The 19,556-nt window shown below is 74.8% G+C and carries 17 protein-coding genes; 10 read left to right on the forward strand and 7 right to left on the reverse strand.

Annotated elements, in window-relative coordinates; translation table 11 throughout:
• Positions 1-20: 20 nt before the first annotated feature.
• Entirely contained in the window at positions 21-2,066 is a 2,046-nt protein-coding gene (locus tag ACIP5K_RS27505) for a SpoIIE family protein phosphatase (protein ID WP_401413709.1), read from the forward strand.
• Between the two features lie 29 nt (positions 2,067-2,095).
• On the opposite strand, the gene ACIP5K_RS27510 is transcribed toward ACIP5K_RS27505, so the two are convergent.
• From ACIP5K_RS27510 to ACIP5K_RS27520, 3 genes are all read right to left on the reverse strand, one after another.
• Positions 2,096-2,701: a hypothetical protein gene (locus ACIP5K_RS27510; RefSeq protein WP_401413710.1), complete on the reverse strand. Its 606-nt coding sequence runs from the start codon at positions 2,699-2,701 to the stop codon at positions 2,096-2,098.
• A 161-nt stretch (positions 2,702-2,862) separates the two neighbouring features.
• On the reverse strand, positions 2,863-4,245 hold the full coding sequence (locus ACIP5K_RS27515; protein WP_401413712.1) for a diaminopimelate decarboxylase: 1,383 nt from the start codon (positions 4,243-4,245) through the stop codon (positions 2,863-2,865).
• A gap of 177 nt (positions 4,246-4,422) precedes the next feature.
• Positions 4,423-6,075, reverse strand: a complete 1,653-nt coding sequence (locus ACIP5K_RS27520; RefSeq protein ID WP_401413714.1) for a helix-turn-helix domain-containing protein — start codon at positions 6,073-6,075, stop codon at positions 4,423-4,425.
• 183 nt (positions 6,076-6,258) lie between these two features.
• Here ACIP5K_RS27520 and ACIP5K_RS27525 point away from each other — a divergent pair, with 183 nt between their 5' ends.
• Both ACIP5K_RS27525 and ligA read left to right on the forward strand, forming a co-directional pair.
• Positions 6,259-8,580 (forward strand): MFS transporter, encoded by a 2,322-nt coding sequence (locus ACIP5K_RS27525; RefSeq protein WP_401413716.1) that lies wholly within the window; start codon positions 6,259-6,261, stop codon positions 8,578-8,580.
• Between the two features lie 31 nt (positions 8,581-8,611).
• Positions 8,612-10,711 carry an NAD-dependent DNA ligase LigA gene (gene ligA, locus ACIP5K_RS27530; protein ID WP_401413718.1) on the forward strand — a complete coding sequence of 700 codons (2,100 nt, stop codon included), beginning with the start codon at positions 8,612-8,614 and terminating at the stop codon, positions 10,709-10,711.
• Positions 10,712-10,737: 26 nt separating this feature from the next.
• Here ligA and ACIP5K_RS27535 read toward each other — a convergent pair whose 3' ends face one another.
• Positions 10,738-11,532: an SDR family NAD(P)-dependent oxidoreductase gene (locus tag ACIP5K_RS27535; protein WP_401413721.1), complete on the reverse strand. Its 795-nt coding sequence runs from the start codon at positions 11,530-11,532 to the stop codon at positions 10,738-10,740.
• Between the two features lie 186 nt (positions 11,533-11,718).
• Here ACIP5K_RS27535 and ACIP5K_RS27540 point away from each other — a divergent pair, with 186 nt between their 5' ends.
• Positions 11,719-12,345, forward strand: coding sequence for a GNAT family N-acetyltransferase (locus tag ACIP5K_RS27540; protein ID WP_401413723.1), 627 nt, complete (start codon positions 11,719-11,721; stop codon positions 12,343-12,345).
• Between the two features lie 16 nt (positions 12,346-12,361).
• Here ACIP5K_RS27540 and ACIP5K_RS27545 read toward each other — a convergent pair whose 3' ends face one another.
• On the reverse strand, positions 12,362-12,610 hold the full coding sequence (locus tag ACIP5K_RS27545; RefSeq protein WP_401413725.1) for a type B 50S ribosomal protein L31: 249 nt from the start codon (positions 12,608-12,610) through the stop codon (positions 12,362-12,364).
• A 138-nt stretch (positions 12,611-12,748) separates the two neighbouring features.
• On the opposite strand from ACIP5K_RS27545, the gene ACIP5K_RS27550 reads away from it, so the two are divergent.
• Complete coding sequence (locus tag ACIP5K_RS27550) at positions 12,749-13,156, forward strand: hypothetical protein (RefSeq protein ID WP_401413727.1); 408 nt, start codon at positions 12,749-12,751, stop codon at positions 13,154-13,156.
• 452 nt (positions 13,157-13,608) lie between these two features.
• Here the strand turns inward: ACIP5K_RS27550 and ACIP5K_RS27555 are convergent, their stop codons facing one another.
• Positions 13,609-13,845, reverse strand: coding sequence for a DUF5133 domain-containing protein (locus ACIP5K_RS27555; RefSeq protein WP_401413729.1), 237 nt, complete (start codon positions 13,843-13,845; stop codon positions 13,609-13,611).
• 116 nt (positions 13,846-13,961) lie between these two features.
• Positions 13,962-14,519, reverse strand: a complete 558-nt coding sequence (locus ACIP5K_RS27560) for a Dps family protein (protein ID WP_401413730.1) — start codon at positions 14,517-14,519, stop codon at positions 13,962-13,964.
• Positions 14,520-14,763: 244 nt separating this feature from the next.
• Here ACIP5K_RS27560 and ACIP5K_RS27565 point away from each other — a divergent pair, with 244 nt between their 5' ends.
• The 5 genes from ACIP5K_RS27565 to ACIP5K_RS27585 all read left to right on the forward strand — a co-directional run bounded on the left by ACIP5K_RS27565 (position 14,764) and on the right by ACIP5K_RS27585 (position 19,492).
• The gene (locus ACIP5K_RS27565; RefSeq protein ID WP_401413732.1) at positions 14,764-15,411 is read left to right on the forward strand and encodes an HD domain-containing protein; all 648 of its coding nucleotides are present in this window, start codon (positions 14,764-14,766) and stop codon (positions 15,409-15,411) included.
• Positions 15,399-16,385 (forward strand): GlxA family transcriptional regulator, encoded by a 987-nt coding sequence (locus ACIP5K_RS27570; RefSeq protein ID WP_401413734.1) that lies wholly within the window; start codon positions 15,399-15,401, stop codon positions 16,383-16,385. Before ACIP5K_RS27565 ends, ACIP5K_RS27570 begins: the two co-directional genes overlap by 13 nt.
• 116 nt (positions 16,386-16,501) lie before the next feature.
• Complete coding sequence (locus ACIP5K_RS27575; RefSeq protein WP_401413736.1) at positions 16,502-16,666, forward strand: hypothetical protein; 165 nt, start codon at positions 16,502-16,504, stop codon at positions 16,664-16,666.
• Positions 16,667-16,932: 266 nt separating this feature from the next.
• Positions 16,933-18,405: a hypothetical protein gene (locus ACIP5K_RS27580; protein ID WP_401413738.1), complete on the forward strand. Its 1,473-nt coding sequence runs from the start codon at positions 16,933-16,935 to the stop codon at positions 18,403-18,405.
• Positions 18,406-18,463: 58 nt separating this feature from the next.
• Entirely contained in the window at positions 18,464-19,492 is a 1,029-nt protein-coding gene (locus ACIP5K_RS27585) for a PHP domain-containing protein (protein WP_401413887.1), read from the forward strand.
• Positions 19,493-19,556 lie beyond the last annotated feature (64 nt).

Consider the following 19,556-nt stretch of genomic DNA (forward strand, 5'->3'; position numbering starts at 1 on the left):
GCGGTACACCGGAGAGTCCTATGGGCCCTGCACACGAGCCGGACATCGGCCTCGAAGAGCGACTGCGGCTGACCGGCATGGGCAGCTTCGACTGGGATCTGGAGGGCGGCGCTCTCCGCCTGGACGACAACTGCCTGGCCGTGCTCGACCTGCCCCGGGAGGAGTTCCGGGACACGGTGGAGTCCGTGCTGGCCCGGATCCCGCCGGAGGAGTCCGTACGCGTCAGCGCGGTCGTCAACGAAGCGCTCGCCACCGGCCGCGACGCCTACGGCGTGTTCTTCCAGATCACCACGCGGGACGGCACCGCACGCCTCACCCACGCCTCGGGGCGCATCCTGCGCGACGAGCGGGGGAGCGCCGTGCGGATCGTCGGCGTGGTGCGTGCGGCCCCCCACGAACCCGCCGAGCTGGCCGGTCTCGACGGGGTCGAGGGCAAGCGCCGCCGGGTCGCCCTCATGGTCCAGGGCACCACCGAGGCGCTGTCCAGGGCCGTGACCGTCGACGACGTCGTGGCCGTCCTGTCGGGCGCGGGCGGCCTGGACCGGTTCGCCGCCGACGGACTCGTCCTCGGCCTCGTCGAGGGCTCCGACCTGAAGCTGATCGCCCTCGTGGGCCAGTCGATGCAGGCCCTCGACGAACTCAAGCTGCACCAGATCGACGACTCCCTGCCGCTCGCCGAAGTGGTCATGAACCGCACGCCCCGGTTCGTCGGCGACCTGACGGACCTCGCCCCCCGGTTCACCCGTCTGGCCCCCTACATCGACCGGCTCAGACTGGAGGCCGCGGCCTTCCTCCCGCTGGTCGCCCAGGACCGCGCCATCGGCGGGCTCGCCCTGTTCTACCGGGGCCGCCGGGAGTTCTCCGACGCCGACCGCAATCTGTGCATCGGCCTGTCCGGCATCGTCGCCCAGTCCCTGCAACGCGCCATCCTCTTCGACGAGGAGCGCGACCTGGCCCGCAGCCTCCAGGGCACGATGCTGCCCAAGTCCGTCCCCGAGGTCCCCGACACCGAACTCGCCGTCCGCTACCACGCCGCGTGGGGCGGGCGTCAGGTCGGCGGCGACTTCTACGACGTCATCGTGCTGCCGCGCGGCCGGTTCGGCATCGTCGTCGGCGACGTCGAGGGACACGACACCCACGCGGCCGCCATCATGGGCCAGCTCCGGATCGCGCTGCGGGCGTTCGCCGGCGAGGGACACCCGCCCGCCACGGTGCTCTCCCGGGCCTCCCGGTTCCTGGCCGAACTGGACACGGACCGCTTCGCGACCTGCACGTACGCCCAGTTCGACCCGGCCACCGGCATCGTCCGCGCCGTCCGGGCCGGCCATCTGCCGCCGCTCGTGCGGCACACCGACGGCCGGGTCGGCATCCCCCGGCTGCGCGGCGGACTGCCGCTCGGCCTGGCCACCGAGTTCGAGGACGACGACTTCCACGAGACCCGGCTCGACCTCGTCCCCGGCGAGACCCTCGTGCTGTGCACGGACGGACTCGTGGAGGAGCCGGGCGTCGACCTCGACGACGGGCTGCGCGCGCTCGCCGACGCCCTGAGCGCCGGGCCGCCCACGGCCGAGGAGGTCGCCGACCACCTCTCCCGGTCCCTGTGGGAGAAGTGGGGCAGCGGGGACGACGTGGCCCTGCTCGTGCTGCGCCGGGTGCCCGACTCGGGCACCTCACAGGCCCCCCGTATGCACCGCTACGTGCACCAGGCCGATCCCGAGGGCCTGGCCGACGCGCGGGCCGCCCTGCGCGAACACCTCACGACCTGGGGCCTTGGCGCCCTGGCCGACGACGTCGAGACCGCGGCGGGCGAACTGCTCGTCAATGCGCTCCTGCACACCGAGGGCGGCGCCGTGCTGACCCTCGAAGTGCTCACCGGACCGCCGCGTGCGGTCCGGCTGTGGGTCAAGGACCGCTCCACCGCCCGCCCCCACCGGCGCACCCCGGGGGAGACGGCCACCTCCGGACGCGGCATGGTCATGGTGGAGGCGATGGCGGCGCGCTGGGGCGTCGAGCCGCGCGGCGAGGGCAAAGCGGTGTGGTGCGACTTCACCGTGCCCGACTCCTGAGCCCGCCCGGAGGCGTCGGCGCCCGCGCGTCAGCGCAGCTTGTTCACCGCCGTCACGGTCGTCTTCTTGAAGGCGGCCACCGGCGCCTGCGCGAAGCCGCCCAGCCGGCCCCACCGCACGACCGTCACGGTCGCGCCGTCGCGGCCCACCGCGAACAGGTTGATGTCGGACGCGCCCCACGACGCCTCCGTGTGCACGCCGTAGACGTAGGCGCCCTCCTCCACCGACAGCTTCCCGTAGTACTTCTGCCGGGCGGTGACCTCGGGGTCCTGCGCCGTCACGTCCGCGGCGCAGCTGTCGAGGTGACGGCGCAGCAGCGCCGCGAACTCCTTCGCGGCGGCGGCGTCCCGCTCGACGACCGTCACCTGGAGCGCACCGGTGTCCAGGTCCGTGCGGTAGACGCGGTGCACGGACGTGGACGGCAGGGCGTCGCCCACGCACAGCGGCAGCGGGTCGGGCTGCCCGGCCGTGACCGGCCCCGCGGTCCAGGCCGAGGACGGGTGCGGCGGCAGCTCGGACGGCGCCAGGAAGCGGGGCGTGCCCGCCGCCGACGCCGGTGCGGCCAGGGCGGCGACCGCGGCGACGGCCGCCGCCGCGCCGGCCGCGAACAGGACCCGGTTCTCTCGTACGTTCATGTGTGTCGTCCCCCGTGCTGGTCGAGCGGTCGGGCGGACCGTACGGCATGCACGGCCCGCGGAGCGGCGGACGCCCCGGAACCGTCACCCGCCCGGTCCCGGCGTTCTCCGCCACACCCGATACGACACGCGTCCCGCCCGGAGCGTTGCCCGCCCCTTTGTCACAGGTTCGTCCCGGCGGCTGTGGCGTCCGGGCCGAGCAGAGCCGTCAGCCGGCCGGCGTGCCGGGCACCGCTCTCGGCCGCGATCTCGTCGAGGGTCTGGGCGTCGCGCACGGCGGCGAAGCGGACACCGCCGTCGGCGTCGGTGGCGTAGCCGTGCACACCGGGCCGGGGCAGGCTGTTGTAGGCCCACGGCGTGGAGAAGTAGTAGGCGCCGGTGTCGCGCAGCACGACGAAGTCGCCCTCCGCCAGCGGCGGGAGCGGCCGGTTCTCGGCGACGACGTCCCCCGCGAAGCAGCACGGGCCGGCCACGTCCTGGGGCACGGGCGCGCCGTCCTTGGGGCGGCCCTGCGCGTCGAAGGCGCCGATCCGCAGCGGCCACGCACCCGGCATCAGCACGGTACGGGTCGCCGTCTGCGCGCCCGCGTGCGTGACCGCGATCCGCCGGCCCCCCGCCTCCTTGGCGTACTCCACGCGTGCCGCGATGAAGCCGTTCTTGGCGAGCAGCGACCGGCCGAACTCGGTGACCAGCCCGTACCGGCCGTCGAACAGGCCCGGCTCCGCGCCGCGCAGGGCGCGCGTGTACTCCTCGTAGGTGGGACTCACCGCGTCGTCGGCGAAGTTCACGGGCAGGCCGCCGCCGATGTCGAGGCTGGTGATCCGCCGCGCGCCGACCGCCGTGTTGATCTCCTCGGCGAGCCGGTACGTCTGCGCGACGCCCTCGGCGATCAGCTCCAACGGGCACCCCTGCGAGCCGACATGGGCGTGCAGCCGGGTCAGCCAGGGGCGCTCGGCGAACGCCCGCACCACGCGCTCGCGCGCGCCCGCGTCCCGCAGCGCGACGCCGAACTTCGAGGTCGCGGTGGCGGTGCTCATCGCGCCGATCGAGCCGGAGCCCACCTGCGGGTTGACCCGCAGCCCGATCACGGAGGCGCTGTGCGCGGGGCGCAGCGCGTCGACGCGCTCCAGCTCGTCGAGGTTGTCGGCGTTCAGCGCCACGCCCAGGGCGAGCGCCTCGGCGATCTCCTCGCGGGTCTTGGCGGGGGAGTCGAGGACGATCCGGCCGGGCGCGCAGCCCGCGTCGAGGGCGAGGCGCAGCTCGCCGGGGCTCGCCACCTCGCACCCCATGCCCAGCTCGGTCAGCAGCCGCAGCACGGGGACCAGCGAGGACGCCTTGACGGCGAAGGTGTGCAGCACGTCGGGGACCTCGGCGAACGCGCCGTGCAGCGCGGCGACGGACGCCCGGATCCCCTCGGTGTCGAGGAAGCCGGCCACGGGCTGCCCGGAGCCGACCAGGCCGCGGTCGACGGCCTGCCGCAGCACCGCCGCGACGCGCTCCTCGGCGGTGCGGGGGACAGGGGGAGTGGCGGAGTCCAGAGTCACGGGCACACCTTCGTCGTTCGGCACGGGCGAGTGAGATGGGGAGACAGACGTACGGGGAGACAGAGGTACGGGGAGACGCTCCGAGCCTCGCCGCCGGGGCGCGGGTCCGTCTTCGTGCGCCGGTCCAAAACAGGCGGCTTCTTTTGTGCGCCGCTCCGAGCACCGCCACGTACCGGCTCACCTCCCCGCGCGCTCCGGCCCGTCGTCCGGGGCGGCGAGCCGCACCGCGAGCGTGACGATCAGCCGGGTGTCCGGATCGTCGAGATCGAGGCCGAACCGCTCCCGCACCCGCTTGAGCCGGTACCGCAGCGTGTTGGGGTGCAGCATCAGGCGCCGCGCCGCGCGGGGGACGTCGCCCGCCGCGTCCAGGTAGGCCGTCAGCGAGCGGACCAGGTCGCCGCCGGCGGCGAGGTCGGCGGCGACCAGGTCGTGCACGGGACCGCCGTGCCGCTCCCACAGCGGCCGGACCGCGTCCAGGACCCGGAGCACCGCGACACCCTGCCGGACGTCCGCGGGGCCCGCGTGCCGCGGCGGCTCGCCGTCGGCGCGATCGGCGCGCGCCGCGCGCTCCCGCAGGGCCCGCACGACCAGCCGGGCCTCCTCGGCCGACACGGCGGCGTCCAGCGGCGAGGCCACGACCGGGCCCGCGCCGACCCGCACGACCGGGGCGTCCGGCATCGCGGCGGCCAGCGCGGCGAGGTCCCGGGCGAGCGCCGCCGGATCCCGGTCCCGGCCGTCGGGGACCGGGACCAGCACCGTGAGCCGGTGGTGCTCGCGCAGGTACCGGGTGCCGTTCCGGTGGGCCCTGGCCCGCAGCGCGAGGGCCTGGAGGACGCGCTCGGGGAAGGGCCCCGCGGATCCCTCCTGCTCGGCGACGACCACCGCGCAGGGCGTCCGCTCGCCGAACCCGAGCGACCACAGGTGGGAGCGCCGGTCGCCCTCGCCGGACAGCAGCCCGCGCACGGCGTGCTGCTCGCGGCGCGGCTCGGAGCCGGCCCGCAGCCGGTGCCGGAGCAGGTACGGCACGGCGACCTCGGCGGCGCGGCGCAGCGCCTCGGGCGCCTCGGGCGGGAAACCGCCGTCGCCGTCCGCCGCCGCCCAGATCGAGCCGAGCATCTCCCCGCCGTCGCGGACCGCGACGAGGAGCCGCTCCGGGTCCTCGCCGTGCGCGGCGCGGTGGATGACGTCGCGCGAACTCCACAGGGCGTGCAGCAGCCCGGCCCGCCGCAGCTCCGCCACCCGCCAGTCGGGGACCTTCCCGCCGAGGATCGTCGAGCGGCGCACGGAGTCGGCGCCGGGGCCGGTCGCGGAGTGCGCGAGGACCCGGAACCGGGTGTCCTCGACGGTGATCGAGGCACCGCAGTGCCGGGCGGTCTCGGCGGCCAGCACGGCGAGCCCGCCGCCCGCGATGTCCCCCACCGGCGGGTCCGCGCTGCCGAGGGCCGCGAACGCGCAGGCGGAGCGGACCAGCTCGACGGCGTCCGCCCAGTCGGCCCACCCGGCCCGGACCAGGAGGGCGAGGCCGGTCTCCCGCGCGGCCGCGACGATCTCGGCCGGGGGCGGTGCGCCGCCCGTGTCCCGCAGGACGAGAGCGGTCGCGCCCCGTCCGGCCAGCTCGCGCACCCGGCGCGCCGCGGCGGCCGGGTCCCGTGTGAGCCCCGCCGCGAGCACCACGCACCCCTCGTGCGGCGTGTCCTCGTCCTCGTCGCCGATCAGCACCCCGCGCACCGGCGCGTCGGGCTCGGACGGGGCGAGGACGAGACGCAGCAGGCCGTCCTCGTCATGGGCGAGGACCTGCCGCAACGTGGCGTCCTGGGGCGGGGTGAACACGGGGGCAGGATACGAAGCCGCCCCGGGCCCTTCGCCCGTACCGCCCATGACTTTAGCCCTCAAAACTTATTCGGGTGAATATGTCGCCATAAAGATGGGCATCCCCGATCCGTACGGCAAGAGGGACGCACGACCAGGGGACGAGCGACCGGGGAGGGCGCGAGGAGAGGAAGAGGCGATTTGGTGGCGGGCGACACGGCGCTCCCCGGAACGGTCCCGCGCGGACCCGGCAGACCGGCGCGGGACGGCCCGCCGGGCCGGGCACCGAAGCGGGTGTACGCCCTGCTCGCCGCACTGGCGGCCCTGTACGTGATCGGACCCGTCCTGCGCGCCGCCGCGAGCCCCGCGATCGTCCAGGACCTCGGCGTGAGCCGGGAGGCGATGGCCACCGGCGAGGTGCTCGGCGCCGTCGGCGGCACCGTGGCCCTCTTCGTCACGGGCCGCGCGGGCGACCGGCTGGGCCGCCGCAGGGTGCTGGTCTGGGCGACCGCCGCGTTCGGCACCGGCTGCCTGTTCGTCGCGTTCGTCGCCCAGCCCTCCGCCTACATCGCCGGCCGCGTCCTGGTGACCATGGCCGCCTCCGCGATCTTCGTGACCTGCCTGGCCTTCGTGCCGTCCCTGTCGCTGCCCGGCCGGCTGCGCCCGATCATGGGCACCTGGCTCGCGGTCATGACCCTGGTGTTCCTGGGCGCCAGCAACGTGGCCGCCCCCCTCGTCTCCACCCTGGGCTGGCGGACCGTCTCCCTCGCCTTCGCCCTGATCGCCGTCGCGGGCGTCGTCGCCGTGCTGCGGATCGTGCCCGAGACCGTCGTCTCCGGCACCTCGACCCGCCTCGACGTCCTGTTCTCCGGCTGCCTCGGCGCGGCGGTGCTGCTGATCACCGGCCTCTACCTCGCGCCCGTGCGCGGCTGGTCCGACCCCTGGGTCCTGGCGCTCCTCGTCGCGGCGCCCGCCGCGGTCGCCGTCGGCCTGCTCTGCTCCCACAGCCGCCGCTGCCTGACCGCCACCCCGCTGCGCCAGCCCGGCACGGCGCTCGCCGCCGGGGTCGTCGTCGGCTTCACCCAGGTCGTCGTCGCCATCGCCCTGCCCGCACTGGTGAGGGCGGACGGCGGCACCCTCGCCCAGGGCGTCCTCGCCGTGTCCGCGTTCGGCCTCGGCGGCGCCGCCGCCTGCCTGCTCGCCCGGCGCACCGCCTTCACCCCGCTGACCGGCTGCTCCCTCGGGCTGCCCCTCGCGGCGGTCGGCCTGGCCCTGCTGCACACCGTCCCGAGGGGCGCGGGCCCGGCGACCGTCACCTGCTCCGCCCTGGCCGCCCTGGTCGGCTTCGGCATCATGACCGCCCAGACCCCGCAGATGGCGGGCTTCCTCGCCGCCCTGCCGCACTCCCGCCTCGGCGCCTTCTCCGCCCTCCACCCGACCGCGGTGGTCCTCGGCATGGCCGCGGCCCAGGCCATGCCCGCGACCTCCGTACTGCGCACCGCGCCGACCCCCTCCGACACGAGCGAACTGCTGTGGGTCGCCGTCGTCGTCGTGGCGGCCGCCGCCCTCGTCGTCGGCCGGCCCGCCGTCGCCCTCGCCGTCGCGGGAGTGGCCGGTCTGGAGCACCTGCTCATCCGCGGCTTCGCGGGAGAAGAGGTGGCGCAGCGGCCCGGGACCGTCGTCACCGCCCTCGCCATCGGCGTCCTCGCCGGCGCCCTGACGCTCCTGCGCCGCCAGCAGACCGAACGGCACGCCCGCACCGAACAGGCGGCGGGCGCGCTCCAGCACGCCGTGCTGCACCCGATACCGTCCCGGCTCGGCGGCCTGCGCCTGGCCGGTCTGTACCGCCCGGCGACCGCCGGCACCGGGATCGGCGGCGACTTCCTCGAAGCCGTCGACACCCCCTTCGGCACCCGCATCCTGGTCGGTGACGTCCGCGGCAAGGGCATGCAGGCCGTCCAGACCGTCACCGACGTCCTCGGCGCCTTCCGGTGCCAGGCGCACGAGGTCACGGACCTCGGGGAACTCGCCGCCCGCCTCGACCGGCAACTGGTGCGCGCCGCGGGCGCCCGCGGCGACGAGGAGCTGTTCGCCACCGCCGTCCTGATCCAGCACGGCGCCACCGGCGACGAGATGGAGGTGGTCAACTGCGGCCACCTCGCGCCCCTCGCCGTGTCCGGGCGGACCGTGCGCGAGATCGCCGTCCCCGCCCTGCTGCCCCTCGGCTTCGGCGGCCTCGGCGACGACCATCCGCGGCCCGCCACGGTCGGCCTCGCCCCCGACGAGACGCTCGTGCTGCACACCGACGGACTCAGCGAGGCCCGCAACTCCTCCGGCGACTTCTACCCCCTCGCCGAGCGTCTGGAGGCGGCGCGGGGCACCGAGCCGGGTGCCCTCGTGACCCACCTCGACGAGGACGTCCACGACTGGACCCACCACCTCGCCGACGACATCGCCGTCGTCGCCCTCGTCCGCGAGACGGCGCTCGCCCCGGCCGCGCGACAGGCGGACCTGTCCCTCGCCTGACGACCCGTCATTGTCAGTGGCACCAGGCAGGATGAACCACATGACGACGACTTCCGCCGGTCCCTCCGGCCTGCCCGCGCTGCCCGATCCCGCCGCCTACGGCCGGGCCGTGGAGGACGCGCGCCGGGCCGCCGCCGCGTACTACGAGGGCGGCACCTCCGCCCTGGACGACGACGCCTACGACCGGCTGGTGCGGGCGATCACCGTCTACGAGACGGAGCATCCCGACGACGTGCTGCCCGACTCGCCCTCGGGCAAGGTCGCGGGCGGCGCGGTCGGGGGCGACGTCCCGCACACGGTACCCATGCTGAGCCTGGACAACGTGTTCTCGGGCGAGGAGTTCACCACCTGGGCGGCCTCCCTGGAGCGCCGGATCGGCCGCGAGGTGACGAGCTGGAACGTTTCGCCGAAGCTGGACGGCCTCGCCGTCGCCGCTCGCTACGAGCAGGGCCGGCTCGCCCGCCTCGTCACCCGCGGCGACGGCACGGCGGGCGAGGACGTCTCCCACGCCATCGGCACCGTCGAGGGCCTGCCGGACCGGCTCACCGAGCCCGTCACGCTGGAGGTGCGCGGCGAGATCCTCATGACCGCAGCCCAGTTCGAGTACGCCAACGACGTGCGCACCCGGCACGGCGGCGACCCGTTCGCGAACCCGCGCAACGCCGCGGCCGGCACCCTGCGCGCCAAGGACCGGGCCTACACGGTCCCGATGACCTTCTTCGGCTACGGACTGCTGCCGCTGCCCGGCACCGACGCCGCCCTCGCCATCGCACTCCAGGAGGCCGCGCACGGCGCCCTCATGGACCGGGCCGCCGCCTGGGGCGTCCACACCCCGGCGGACACCCGGGTGCCCGCCGTCGTCGTCACCGACGTGGCCGAGGTCGTGGAGCGGGTCGCGGCGATCGCGGAGCTCCGCGCCGACCTGCCGTTCGGGATCGACGGCATCGTCGTCAAGGCCGACCTCGCCGCCGACCAGCGCGCGGCGGGCTCCGGCACCCGGGCGCCGCGCTGGGCCGTCGCGTTCAAACTGCCGGCCGTCGAGAAGATCACCCGGCTGCTCGACGTCGAGTGGAACGTGGGCCGCACCGGCATCATCGCCCCGCGCGCCGTCCTGGAGCCGGTGGAGATCGACGGCTCCACCGTCACGTACGCCACCCTGCACAACCCGGCCGACATCACCCGTCGCGGGCTGCTCATCGGCGACCGGGTGATGGTCTACAAGGCGGGCGACATCATCCCCCGCGTCGAGGCGCCCGTGGCCCACCTGCGCACCGGGGAGGAGCGGGAGATCGTCTTCCCCTCCGCGTGCCCGCAGTGCGGTTCGGGCATCGACACCGGCGAGCAGCGCTGGCGGTGCGAGCGCGGCCGCGACTGCCACCTCGTCGCCTCGATCGCGTACGCGGCCGGGCGCGACCAGCTCGACATCGAGGGCCTCGGGCACACCCGGGTCGTCCAGCTCGTCGAGGCGGGCCTGGTCACCGGCCTGCCCGACCTGTTCGACCGGCTGACCCGCGCACAGCTGCTCGGCCTGGAGCGGATGGGGGAGACCAGCACCGACAACCTGATGGCGGCCCTGGAGGCGGCCCGCGCGCAGCCGCTGTCGCGGGTCCTGTGCGCCCTGGGCGTGCGCGGGACGGGCCGCTCCATGTCCCGCCGCATCGCCCGGTACTTCGCCACGATGGACGGGATCCGGGCGGCGGACGCGGAGGCGATGCAGCGGGTCGACGGCATCGGCGCCGAGAAGGCCCGGGTCATCGTCGCCGAACTCGCGGGGCTGGCCGATCAGATCGACCGGCTCGCCGCGGCCGGGCTGAGCATGACCGAGCCCGGCGCCACCCCGCCCCCCGCCGGCGACCCGGACGCAAGGGCCGCCGCCGTGGGACCGCTGGCGGGCCTGAAGGTCGTCGTCACGGGCGCGATGACCGGGCCCCTGGAGCAGCTCTCCCGCAATCAGATGAACGAGCTGATCGAGCGGGCCGGCGGCAAGGCGTCGGGCAGCGTCTCCAAGAACACCAGCCTCCTCGTGGCGGGCGAGGGCGCGGGGGCCAAGCGGGCCAAGGCCGAGAGCCTCGGCGTGCGGCTCGCCACCCCGGACGAGTTCGCGGCGATGGTCGCCGACCTCCTCGACTGACCCACGCCACGCCCCCTCCGGGGGGCCTACGGGAGGATCGAGTCCACGTAACCGCCGTCCACGCGCAGGGCGCCGCCCGTGGTGGCGCTCGCCTGGTCGGAGGCGAGGTAGACGACCATGTTCGCGATCTCCTCGGGCTCGATCAGGCGTTGCAGCAGCGACTGCGGGCGGTACTCGCGCATGAACGCGCGCTGGGCCTCGTCCCAGGGCAGGTCGCGGTCGACGAGTCCGTAGACGAAGTCCTCGACGCCGCCGGTGTGGGTGGGCCCCGCGATGACCGAGTTGACGGTCACCCCGGTCCCGGCCGCCTGCTTCGCGAAGCCCCGGCCGACCGCGAGCAGCGCCGTCTTGGACATGCCGTAATGGATCATCTCCGCGGGGATCACCACCGCCGAGTCGCTGGCGATGTTCTGCACGCGGCCCCAGCCGCGCTCGGTCATCCCCGGCAGATACCGGCGGATCATCCGGACCGCCGCCAGCACGTTCACCTCGAAGTAGCGGCGCCACTCCTCGTCGCTGATCTCCAGCGGGTCGGCCGAGTCGAAGATGCCGAGGTTGTTGACGAGGATGTCGACCCGCGGCAGGGCCTCGGCGGCCTGCCGGACGCCCTCGTCGGAGGCGACGTCGGCCACCACCGGCACCAGTTCGGCGCCGGGGGCGTCGGCGCCGATCCGGCCGATGGCCTCCTCGACCCGTTCCCGCGTACGGCCGTTGACGCCGACCCGGGCCCCGGCCCGGGCGAGTCCGGTGGCGATCGCGGCGCCGATGCCTTGGGTGGAGCCGGTGACCAGCGCGGTCCGTCCGGTCAGATCGATCTGCATGCGGGTGACTCCTCATCATCACGGGGGCGGTGCGGGTGACCCCTACCCGGTCGGGGGCCGGGCACCGCCGGGGGTGGTCCGTCGGAGTGGCGGGCGGCTCCCCCGGCGGGTCCGCGCCGCCGGGGGAGCCGGGACACCGGGAAACAGGGGTGCGGGAGCGCTCCCACCCGTGGCAGGGTGCGCGCCATGAGGAACACGCCGTTCGTCCGCCGCTACCGGCCGTCCGACCGGGAGGCCCTGGCCCGCATCTGTGTCATGACGGCCCATGAGGGAGGGGATTCGTCGGCCCTCCACCCCGACCGCGAACTGATGCCGACCCTCTTCGCCTACCCGTACGTGCATCTGGAGCCCGACTTCGCCTTCGTCCTGGACGACGGTGAGGGGGCCGCCGTCGGCTATGTGCTGGGGGTGCCGGACACCGCCGATTTCGCCGCCCGCTTCCGTGCCCAGTGGCTGCCCCGGGTGACCGGCCGCTTCCCGCCGGTGGACGGCGTGGCCCGCACCCCCAGCGAGGAGATGATCGGGCTGCTGCACACTCCGGAACGCATGGTCAGGGACGAACTCGCCGCGTTCCCCGCCCACCTGCACATCGACCTGCTGCCGCCCTGGCAGGGCAGGGGGCACGGCCGCGCGCTGATGCGGGCCCTGCTGGGCGCGCTGCACGCGCGGGGGGTTCCGGCCGTCCACCTGTGCATGGTGCGGGCGAACACGGCGGCCCGCGCGTTCTACGACCGGCTGGGCTTCCGGCAGTTGGCGGTGTCGGATCCGGGCCCGGTCTGGTACCTGGGCCGCTCCACGGCGCCGGGCGGATGAGTCCGGGGGTGGCCGGTCAGTCCTCGCCCTTGCCGTAGCGCCGCTCGAAGGCCGCGACGCGCCCCTCGGTGTCCACGGTGCGGGCCTTCCCCGTGTAGAACGGGTGGCTCTCCGCGGAGATCTCCACGTCGACCACGGGGTAGGTCTCCCCGTCGTCCCACTCGATCGTCGCGTCCGTCCGCGCCGTGGACCGGGTCAAGAACGCGTAGCCGGCGGCCTTGTCCCGGAAGACCACGGGACGGTAGTCGGGGTTGTCCTGAGCCATGCCTGCTCCTTCGCTTCGGCCTGAGCCCCATCGTCGTCCACCGGCCGGGGCCGCGCCATGCGAGCCCGATGCGGGGCCCGCGCGATTGTCGGGGCGATCCCGCTGTTTGTCCCGGCCGGATCCGGCTATTCGCACACCATGGCGAACACACAGGACAACGAAGAGACCACCGCACGGACCACGAAGACCGCCCAGCCGGCCGCGGCCAAGGCGGCGAAGAAGACCGCGGAGAAGACCGCGACCAAGGCGGAGGCGGCCGGTTCGGGTGCGGGCCGCGCGGCGCGCACGGCGGGCAGCGAGGGCGCCCGCGCCGTGACCACGGCGACCGCCGCCCTGGACAGCGCCCGCTCGACCGTCACGTCGGCGGCGGGCCAGGCGGTCTCGGCCGCCACCACCGCGTGGACCGTGATCAAGAACCGCAAGATCATCGCCGCCGGTGTCACGGCCGGAGCCACGGCCCTGGTCGCGGGTTCCTACGCGGTCGGACGCCGTGCCGAGCGTGGCAGCCAGGGGCCGTTCACGCGCCTGACCGGCGGACGCGTCTGACCGGCAGCGGGCCGCTCGACCTCCCTCCACCCGGACGGAGTCGGGCGGCCACGCCGCCACGCTGTACCCGAGCCGGCCGATGGGCCGGTTTTTTTGCGTGCGCGTGCGGAGTCCCTACGGGGCGCCGATCACGGTGGCCAGGGATGACGAAGGGGCCCGGCACGACGAGGGGGTCGGGTACGACGAGGGGGTCGGGTACGACGAGGGGGTCGGGTACGACGAGGGGGTCGGGTACGACGAGGGGGGCGGGTACGACGAGGGGGGCGGGTACGACGAAGTGGCCGGGCATGACGAAGTGGCCGGGCATGACGAAGTGGCCGGGCATGACGAAGGGGGCGCGTCCTCGTCCCAGGACGCGCCCCCGGTTCATCGGATCCCGCGGCACGGGGAGCGGGATCGCTCTCCGGATGCCCTCGCCGGCCCGGCTCAAACAGGTGGGGTGGTGCGGTCGGTCACGCGGCCTGCGGCTCGTCGGAGGCGGAGGCGCGGGCCGCGGCCTGCTCCAGGACCCGGTCGGCGGCGGCGAGTGCGTCGCGGATGGTGCGGGTCCCGGTGCAGACGCACAGCGTGTAGGTCACGTCGTCGAGCTGCCAGCGCAGCTCCTGCGAGGGGTGCTCGCAGTGCCGCATCTGCAGATCGGCGTAGCGGCTCAGCAGCGTGCGGACGAACGCGGCGTCGGGCATCAGCATGGAAGGACCTGCTCTCGCTCGGGGGGCGTACCTTCCTGTGCCCCGTTTGTCACGGTCCACGCGTTCCGGCTGCCCGACGTGACCTGTCTCACTGGCGAACGTGCCCTGCTGGAGCGCTAGTTGACGGCCTTGCGGGCGGCTTCCGCTTCCGTGTCGGCCGAACCGGTGCGCAGCGAACCGCCCGCCGTCTCCAGGTGGGCCCGCACGAACCACTGGAACTGCTCCAGCTCGCGCAGCTGCCCGATCAGCAGGTCCTCCGTGACCTTGTCGATCCCGCCGGCGATGTCGACCGCCTTGCGGAAGTCTTCGAGGACACCGGTGTAGACGACGTCGAGCGCCCCGAGGTGGGCGATGGCGTCGGCGCGGCCCACGCTGTAGTCCTGCCACGTACGGGCGGCCACCAGCGCGCCGGGCGTGCCCTGGCTGACACCGCCGAGGGCGGCGGCGCGCTCCGCGATGTCGTCGGCCATGGCGCGGACCTGGTCGACCTGGGGGTCGATCATCTCGTGTACGGCGATGAAGTGCGGACCGACGACGTTCCAGTGGACGTGCTTCAGAGTCAGATGCAGGTCGTTGAGCGCGTGCAGGCGCATCTGGAGAATCTCGATCAGCTCTCCGGCCTGGTCCACCGTGAGGCCGGGGACCGTGTACTTCGGATTGCTCTGCTGAGTCATGGGGTGTGTCTCCCTTCGTACCGGACGGGCTGTCCTGCCTCATTACCCCGCATGCGGGATTCACACCTCTTTGCCCCCTGCGGGAAGGATCACCGCAGACGACGAGCTGCCCGCGCGGCGCTGTCCGTATCTGTGGGACACCCGGCCCTCCAGCCATGGCGGACCCGGCCCGCACGGGCGGATCCTGGAGGGGTCGGCCCGGGGAGCGGGCGGCGGACCACGGAGAAAGGCCCAGGTGAGCAGGGTGAACAGCACGCGGAACACGGTCGCGGGAATCCCGGTGCCCGACACGAAGCTGGCCCGCGAGGCGGAGGAGCTGGTCCGGGACACGACCAGCGAACTGATCTACCACCACTCCCGGCGCGTGTTCTTCTTCGGAGCCCTCCAGGGCCGCCACCGCGACCTTTCCTACGATCCCGAACTCCTGTACGTGGGGTCCCTCTTCCACGACCTCGGCCTGGGCGCGCGGTTCCACGACAGCGGCCGCCGTTTCGAGGTGGACAGCGCCGACGAGGCCCGGCGCTTCCTGGAGGCGCGGCAGGTGCCGTCCGACAGCGTGCGCCGGGTGTGGACGGCGATCGCCCTGCACACGACGCCCGGGGTGCCCGCCTTCATGGAGCCGGAGATCGCCCTGGTGACTGCCGGGGTCGAGTACGACGTCCTGGGCATCGGCTACGACGACCTCGCGCCCGCCGACCGCGCCGAGGTGGTGTCCCTGCATCCGCGCCCGGACTTCAAGCGGCGCATCCTCGCGGCCTTCACCGACGGCGTCGCGCCGAAGCCGGAGACCACCTTCGGCAACGTGAAGGCCGACGTCCTCGCCCACTACGTGCCCGGCTTCGAACGCGGCGACTTCGTGCGGACGATCCTCGACTCGCCGTGGGACCAGTGACCGGCGCCGCCCGCCACGGCGTGGCCGTCGTCGCCTTCGACCAGGTGCAGCTGCTCGACGTGACGGGGCCCGCCGAGGTGTTCACCACCGCCAACGCCCACGGCGCCGGCTACGACGTCCGCGTCGTGTCGCCGGACGGCGCCGACGTCATCACCTCCTCGGGCGTCCGGATCGGCGTCGACGGCGCCGAGGACACCCTGCCGGCCCGGCTCGGCACCGTCCTCGTGCCCGGCCGCGGCGACTGGCGGCGCGCGGTCGACGACCGGCCGCTGATCGCCTTCACCTCCCGGCTGGCCGCCCGGGCCGGACGGGTCGCGTCGGTGTGCGCGGGGGCCTTCCTGCTGGCGGAGGCCGGAGTGCTCGACGGGCGGCGCGCGGCCACCCACTGGCGGCTCGCCGCCGAACTGGCCGCCGCCTATCCGGCGGTGACCGTCGCCGACGATCCCGTGTTCGTCCGCGACGGGCCGGTGATCACCTCCGCCGGCGTGACGGCCGGCATCGATCTGGCGCTCGCACTCGTCGAGGAGGACCACGGCGCCGCCCTGGCCAGGAACGTCGCCCGCGAACTCGTGGTGTTCATGGCGAGACCGGGCGGACAGTCCCAGTTCAGCGCCCGCCTCGGCCCGGTCGCCGCCCGGCATCCCGCGGTGCGCGCCGCGATGGACGCCGTGGGCGCCGACCCGGGCGCCGCGCCCGGCCTCGACACCCTGGCCCGCACCGCCGGGGTGAGCCCCCGGCACCTGACGCGGCTGTTCCGCGCCGAGACGGGCATGACGCCGGGACAGTACGTCGAATCGGTGCGCCTCGAAGCGGCCCGCGCCCTGCTGGAAGGGGGCGGCGACCCGGTGGAGAGCGTCGCGCGGGCGGCCGGGTTCGGCTCTTCGGAGTCCATGCGGCGGGCGTTCCAGCAGGCGCTGGGCGTGGCGCCGACGGAGTACCGGGCCCGGTTCCGGACGACCGGCGCGGCGGGTTGACGCGGTGGCGTCTGCCGCAGCGACGGGCTTCGATCGTGTGACCCGCAGTGCCGGTTCCCCGATGCCGCGCCCGATCCGTGCCTAGCCTGGGGGTCCGTCGACGAGGAGGTGCTCTGATGTCCGAGGATGAGCCGCAGCGCTCGGGACTGCTGGGCGTGGAGATGCGGCGCGTGCCGCTGGACGACGGCAGCGTGGTGACGATCGTGTGCGACGCGGGACTCTCCGCCCAGGAGGCACGGGCCCGCGCCCAGAGCGTCGCGCAGGACAACCGGAGCCGCTAGGGCCCGGGCGGGGCGTCGGGAACCGGCCGGGCGGGCGCCGGGGGACCACCGGCGCCGCCCGCCCCGTCCGGCGCGGCACGGCCGCCCGACGGCCCCCTCCGGGCGTCTGCCCGCGGGGCGGCATGCGTGGCGTAGAAACGCCGTACATCCACTCCGTCCGGTGCGTGCCCCGCGCCACGACGGGAAGACGGAGGGCCTCGCGGGGCGGGCACAGCGGCCCGTCCCCCGGACCCTGCCGCGACGGGCGGCGCCCTCAGGAGTGAGACATGCCGCAACCGGCCGCGTTCCACGATTTCGGAGCCCTGCGATTCGACGACGGGGCCGTGATCGAGCCCGGCTCCGTGGACCGGGTGCGGGCGGCCGTCCAGGACAGCGGCGTGCGCGATCTGTACGTGGTCGTCCACGGGGCCCACAACGACGAGTCGGTCGGCGCGTCCGTCGACGGCGCCTACCGTGACCTGCTGGCCGAGGCCTGGCGCGACGCGCCCGGGCAGGCCGGCATGCTCGCCGTGCACTGGCCGTCGCTCTGCTTCCGCGACGAGGGCCTGCCCGGCGTCGAGCAGCCGGACGACAGCGCGGAGATCGACCAGGGGACGATCGACGACCTGCTGCGCCAGCTGCCCGAACACGAGAACGAACTGACCGGGATCGTCACCCTGCTGCGGGACCGGCCCGAGAGCGAGACCGCCTTCGACGACTTCGGGACCCACCTGCGCCGCCTGGCCGAGCTTCCGTTGCAGGACCCCGTGGCCGGTTTCGCCTCCGACACCGAGGGCGAGATACTGCCGCAGTCCGACCCCCTCATGCTCTTCGAGGACACCCGGACGATGAGCGCCGAGTTCTCCGGAGCCCTCGACGACCTCCGCCGGGCCGGCGACACGCGCTCCGCCCGCCCGTCCAGGAGCGAGGACGGCATCGAGGGGCCCGACGTCTCCGAGGAGGGGACCATCGCGGAGATCCGGGTCGCCGGACCGCGCCCCGCCCGCCCGCTCAGCGAGCGGGTGGGCCGCTCCGGAACCGTCGCCTCCGGCGGGGCGCTGGGGGAGCGGGCCGACGCGGACCGGGCCGAGCTGTGGAACGGCGCCCGCGAACTCTTCCGCCAGGTCGTCCGGCACGTGCTGCGCCGCCGCGCGGGATTCATCGGCGAGGTCGGCCTCGGGCCCAGCCTGCCCGGGCTCGCCGCGGACAGCGAGGTGCGGCTGCACCTCGTCGGGCACGGCCTCGGCGCGCGCCTGGCCGGATTCGCGCTGCGCGGCCTGGAGAGCGGCGGCGCGGAGCCGGTGCTGCTGTCCTCGCTCACCCTGCTCCAGGGCGAGATGTCCCACTTCGCCTTCGCCGACAGCCTGCCGCAGCAGGTCTCCGGGCACGGCGCCCTGTGGAACCTGGAACGCCTCGTCCAGGGCCCGCTGTTCTGCACGTTCTCCCACCTCGACTTCCACCTCGGCGTGCTGTACCCGCTGTCCGCCCAGATGATCGGCGACTCCGCCGAGCTGGTCTCGCTCGCCCGCAAGTGGGGCGCGCTCGGCTTCGACGGAGTGCAGGGCGTCGAGGGGCCCGCACCGGTGTGCCTGGAGGACCTCGGCAAGGACGACCTGTCGCACTCGGCCTACCTGAACATCGACGTCTCGGAGCTGATCCACTCCGCAGACCGGCCGCTGAGCGGCCACCACGACGTCATCCGCCCCGAGATCGGAGAGCTGCTGCGCCGGGCCGCCGAGGTGCCCGACGACGTGCGCTGAGCGACGCTGGACAGGTGACGACCAGCCGACGACCGCACCGGCAGGGCCCGCGGTGACGATGCGACCCGAGCGGGCCCTGGAGCGGATCGCGTTCCTCCTGGAGCGCGACCGCGCTCCCACCTACCGTGTCCGCGCCTTCCGCACCGCGGCCCGGGTGATCGATACGCAGGGGCCCGACGAGACGGCCCGCCGCGCCGCCGCGGGCACCCTGGAAGCGCTCAAGGGCATCGGGCCCACCACGGCCGAGGTGATCCGCGAGGCGCTCGCCGGCGACGTACCGCGGTACCTCGCCCGGCTGGAGGAGCACGCGCAGGCCCCGCTCGTCCCCGACGGCGCCGGGGCCACCCTGCGGGCGCTCCTGCGCGGCGACTGCCATCTGCACTCCGACTGGTCCGACGGCGGCAGCCCCGTCGAGGAGATGGGCCGCGCCGCCCGGGACCTCGGCCACGAGTGGGCCGTGCTCACCGACCACTCGCCCCGCCTGACCGTGGCCCACGGCCTGTCCCCGCAGCGGCTGCGCGAGCAGCTCGACGTGGTCGCCGACCTCAACACCCGCTGGGCGCCGTTCCGCCTGCTGACCGGCATCGAGTGCGACATCCTCGACGACGGCTCCCTCGACCAGGAGCCCGAGCTGCTCGACCGGCTCGACGTGGTCGTCGTCTCCGTCCACTCCCACCTGCGCATGGACGCCGCCGCCATGACCCGCCGCCTCATCACCGCCGTGCGCGATCCGCACGCCGACATCCTCGGACACTGCACCGGCCGGCTCGTCACCGGACGCGGCAGACCCGAATCGCGCTTCGACGCCGACGCGGTGTTCGCGGCCTGCGCGGAGTCCGGCACCGCGGTGGAGATCAACAGCCGGCCCGAACGGCTCGACCCGCCGCGCCGGCTGCTGCGCCGCGCCGTCGACGCGGGCACCCTGTTCGCGATCGACACCGACGCGCACGCCCCGGGGCAGCTCGACTGGCAGGTGATCGGCTGCGCCCGGGCCGAGGAGTGCGGCGTCCCCGCCGACCGCGTGGTGACCACCTGGTCCGTGGAACGTCTGCTCGACTGGGCCCACGGCGGCGGACGGCGTGGCTGAGCCCGGCCGCGACACCGTACCCGGGTGGCCCGAGTGAGCGGGGCGACCCGGGGAAGCCGAACCG

This window comes from Streptomyces sp. NPDC088785, from assembly GCF_044750685.1.
GTDB lineage: Bacteria > Actinomycetota > Actinomycetes > Streptomycetales > Streptomycetaceae > Streptomyces.

Bases quoted from the DNA above. Each gene is read 5' to 3' on its own strand.
- ACIP5K_RS27505 (WP_401413709.1), top strand. From the start codon at position 21: ATGGGCCCTGCACACGAGCCGGACATCGGCCTCGAAGAGCGACTGCGG.
- ACIP5K_RS27510 (WP_401413710.1), bottom strand. From the start codon at position 2,701: ATGAACGTACGAGAGAACCGGGTCCTGTTCGCGGCCGGCGCGGCGGCG.
- ligA (WP_401413718.1), top strand. From the start codon at position 8,612: ATGAACCACATGACGACGACTTCCGCCGGTCCCTCCGGCCTGCCCGCG.
- ACIP5K_RS27535 (WP_401413721.1), bottom strand. From the start codon at position 11,532: ATGCAGATCGATCTGACCGGACGGACCGCGCTGGTCACCGGCTCCACC.
- ACIP5K_RS27540 (WP_401413723.1), top strand. From the start codon at position 11,719: ATGAGGAACACGCCGTTCGTCCGCCGCTACCGGCCGTCCGACCGGGAG.
- ACIP5K_RS27545 (WP_401413725.1), bottom strand. From the start codon at position 12,610: ATGGCTCAGGACAACCCCGACTACCGTCCCGTGGTCTTCCGGGACAAG.
- ACIP5K_RS27550 (WP_401413727.1), top strand. From the start codon at position 12,749: ATGGCGAACACACAGGACAACGAAGAGACCACCGCACGGACCACGAAG.
- ACIP5K_RS27555 (WP_401413729.1), bottom strand. From the start codon at position 13,845: ATGCTGATGCCCGACGCCGCGTTCGTCCGCACGCTGCTGAGCCGCTAC.
- ACIP5K_RS27560 (WP_401413730.1), bottom strand. From the start codon at position 14,519: ATGACTCAGCAGAGCAATCCGAAGTACACGGTCCCCGGCCTCACGGTG.
- ACIP5K_RS27575 (WP_401413736.1), top strand. From the start codon at position 16,502: ATGTCCGAGGATGAGCCGCAGCGCTCGGGACTGCTGGGCGTGGAGATG.
- ACIP5K_RS27580 (WP_401413738.1), top strand. From the start codon at position 16,933: ATGCCGCAACCGGCCGCGTTCCACGATTTCGGAGCCCTGCGATTCGAC.
- ACIP5K_RS27585 (WP_401413887.1), top strand. From the start codon at position 18,464: ATGCGACCCGAGCGGGCCCTGGAGCGGATCGCGTTCCTCCTGGAGCGC.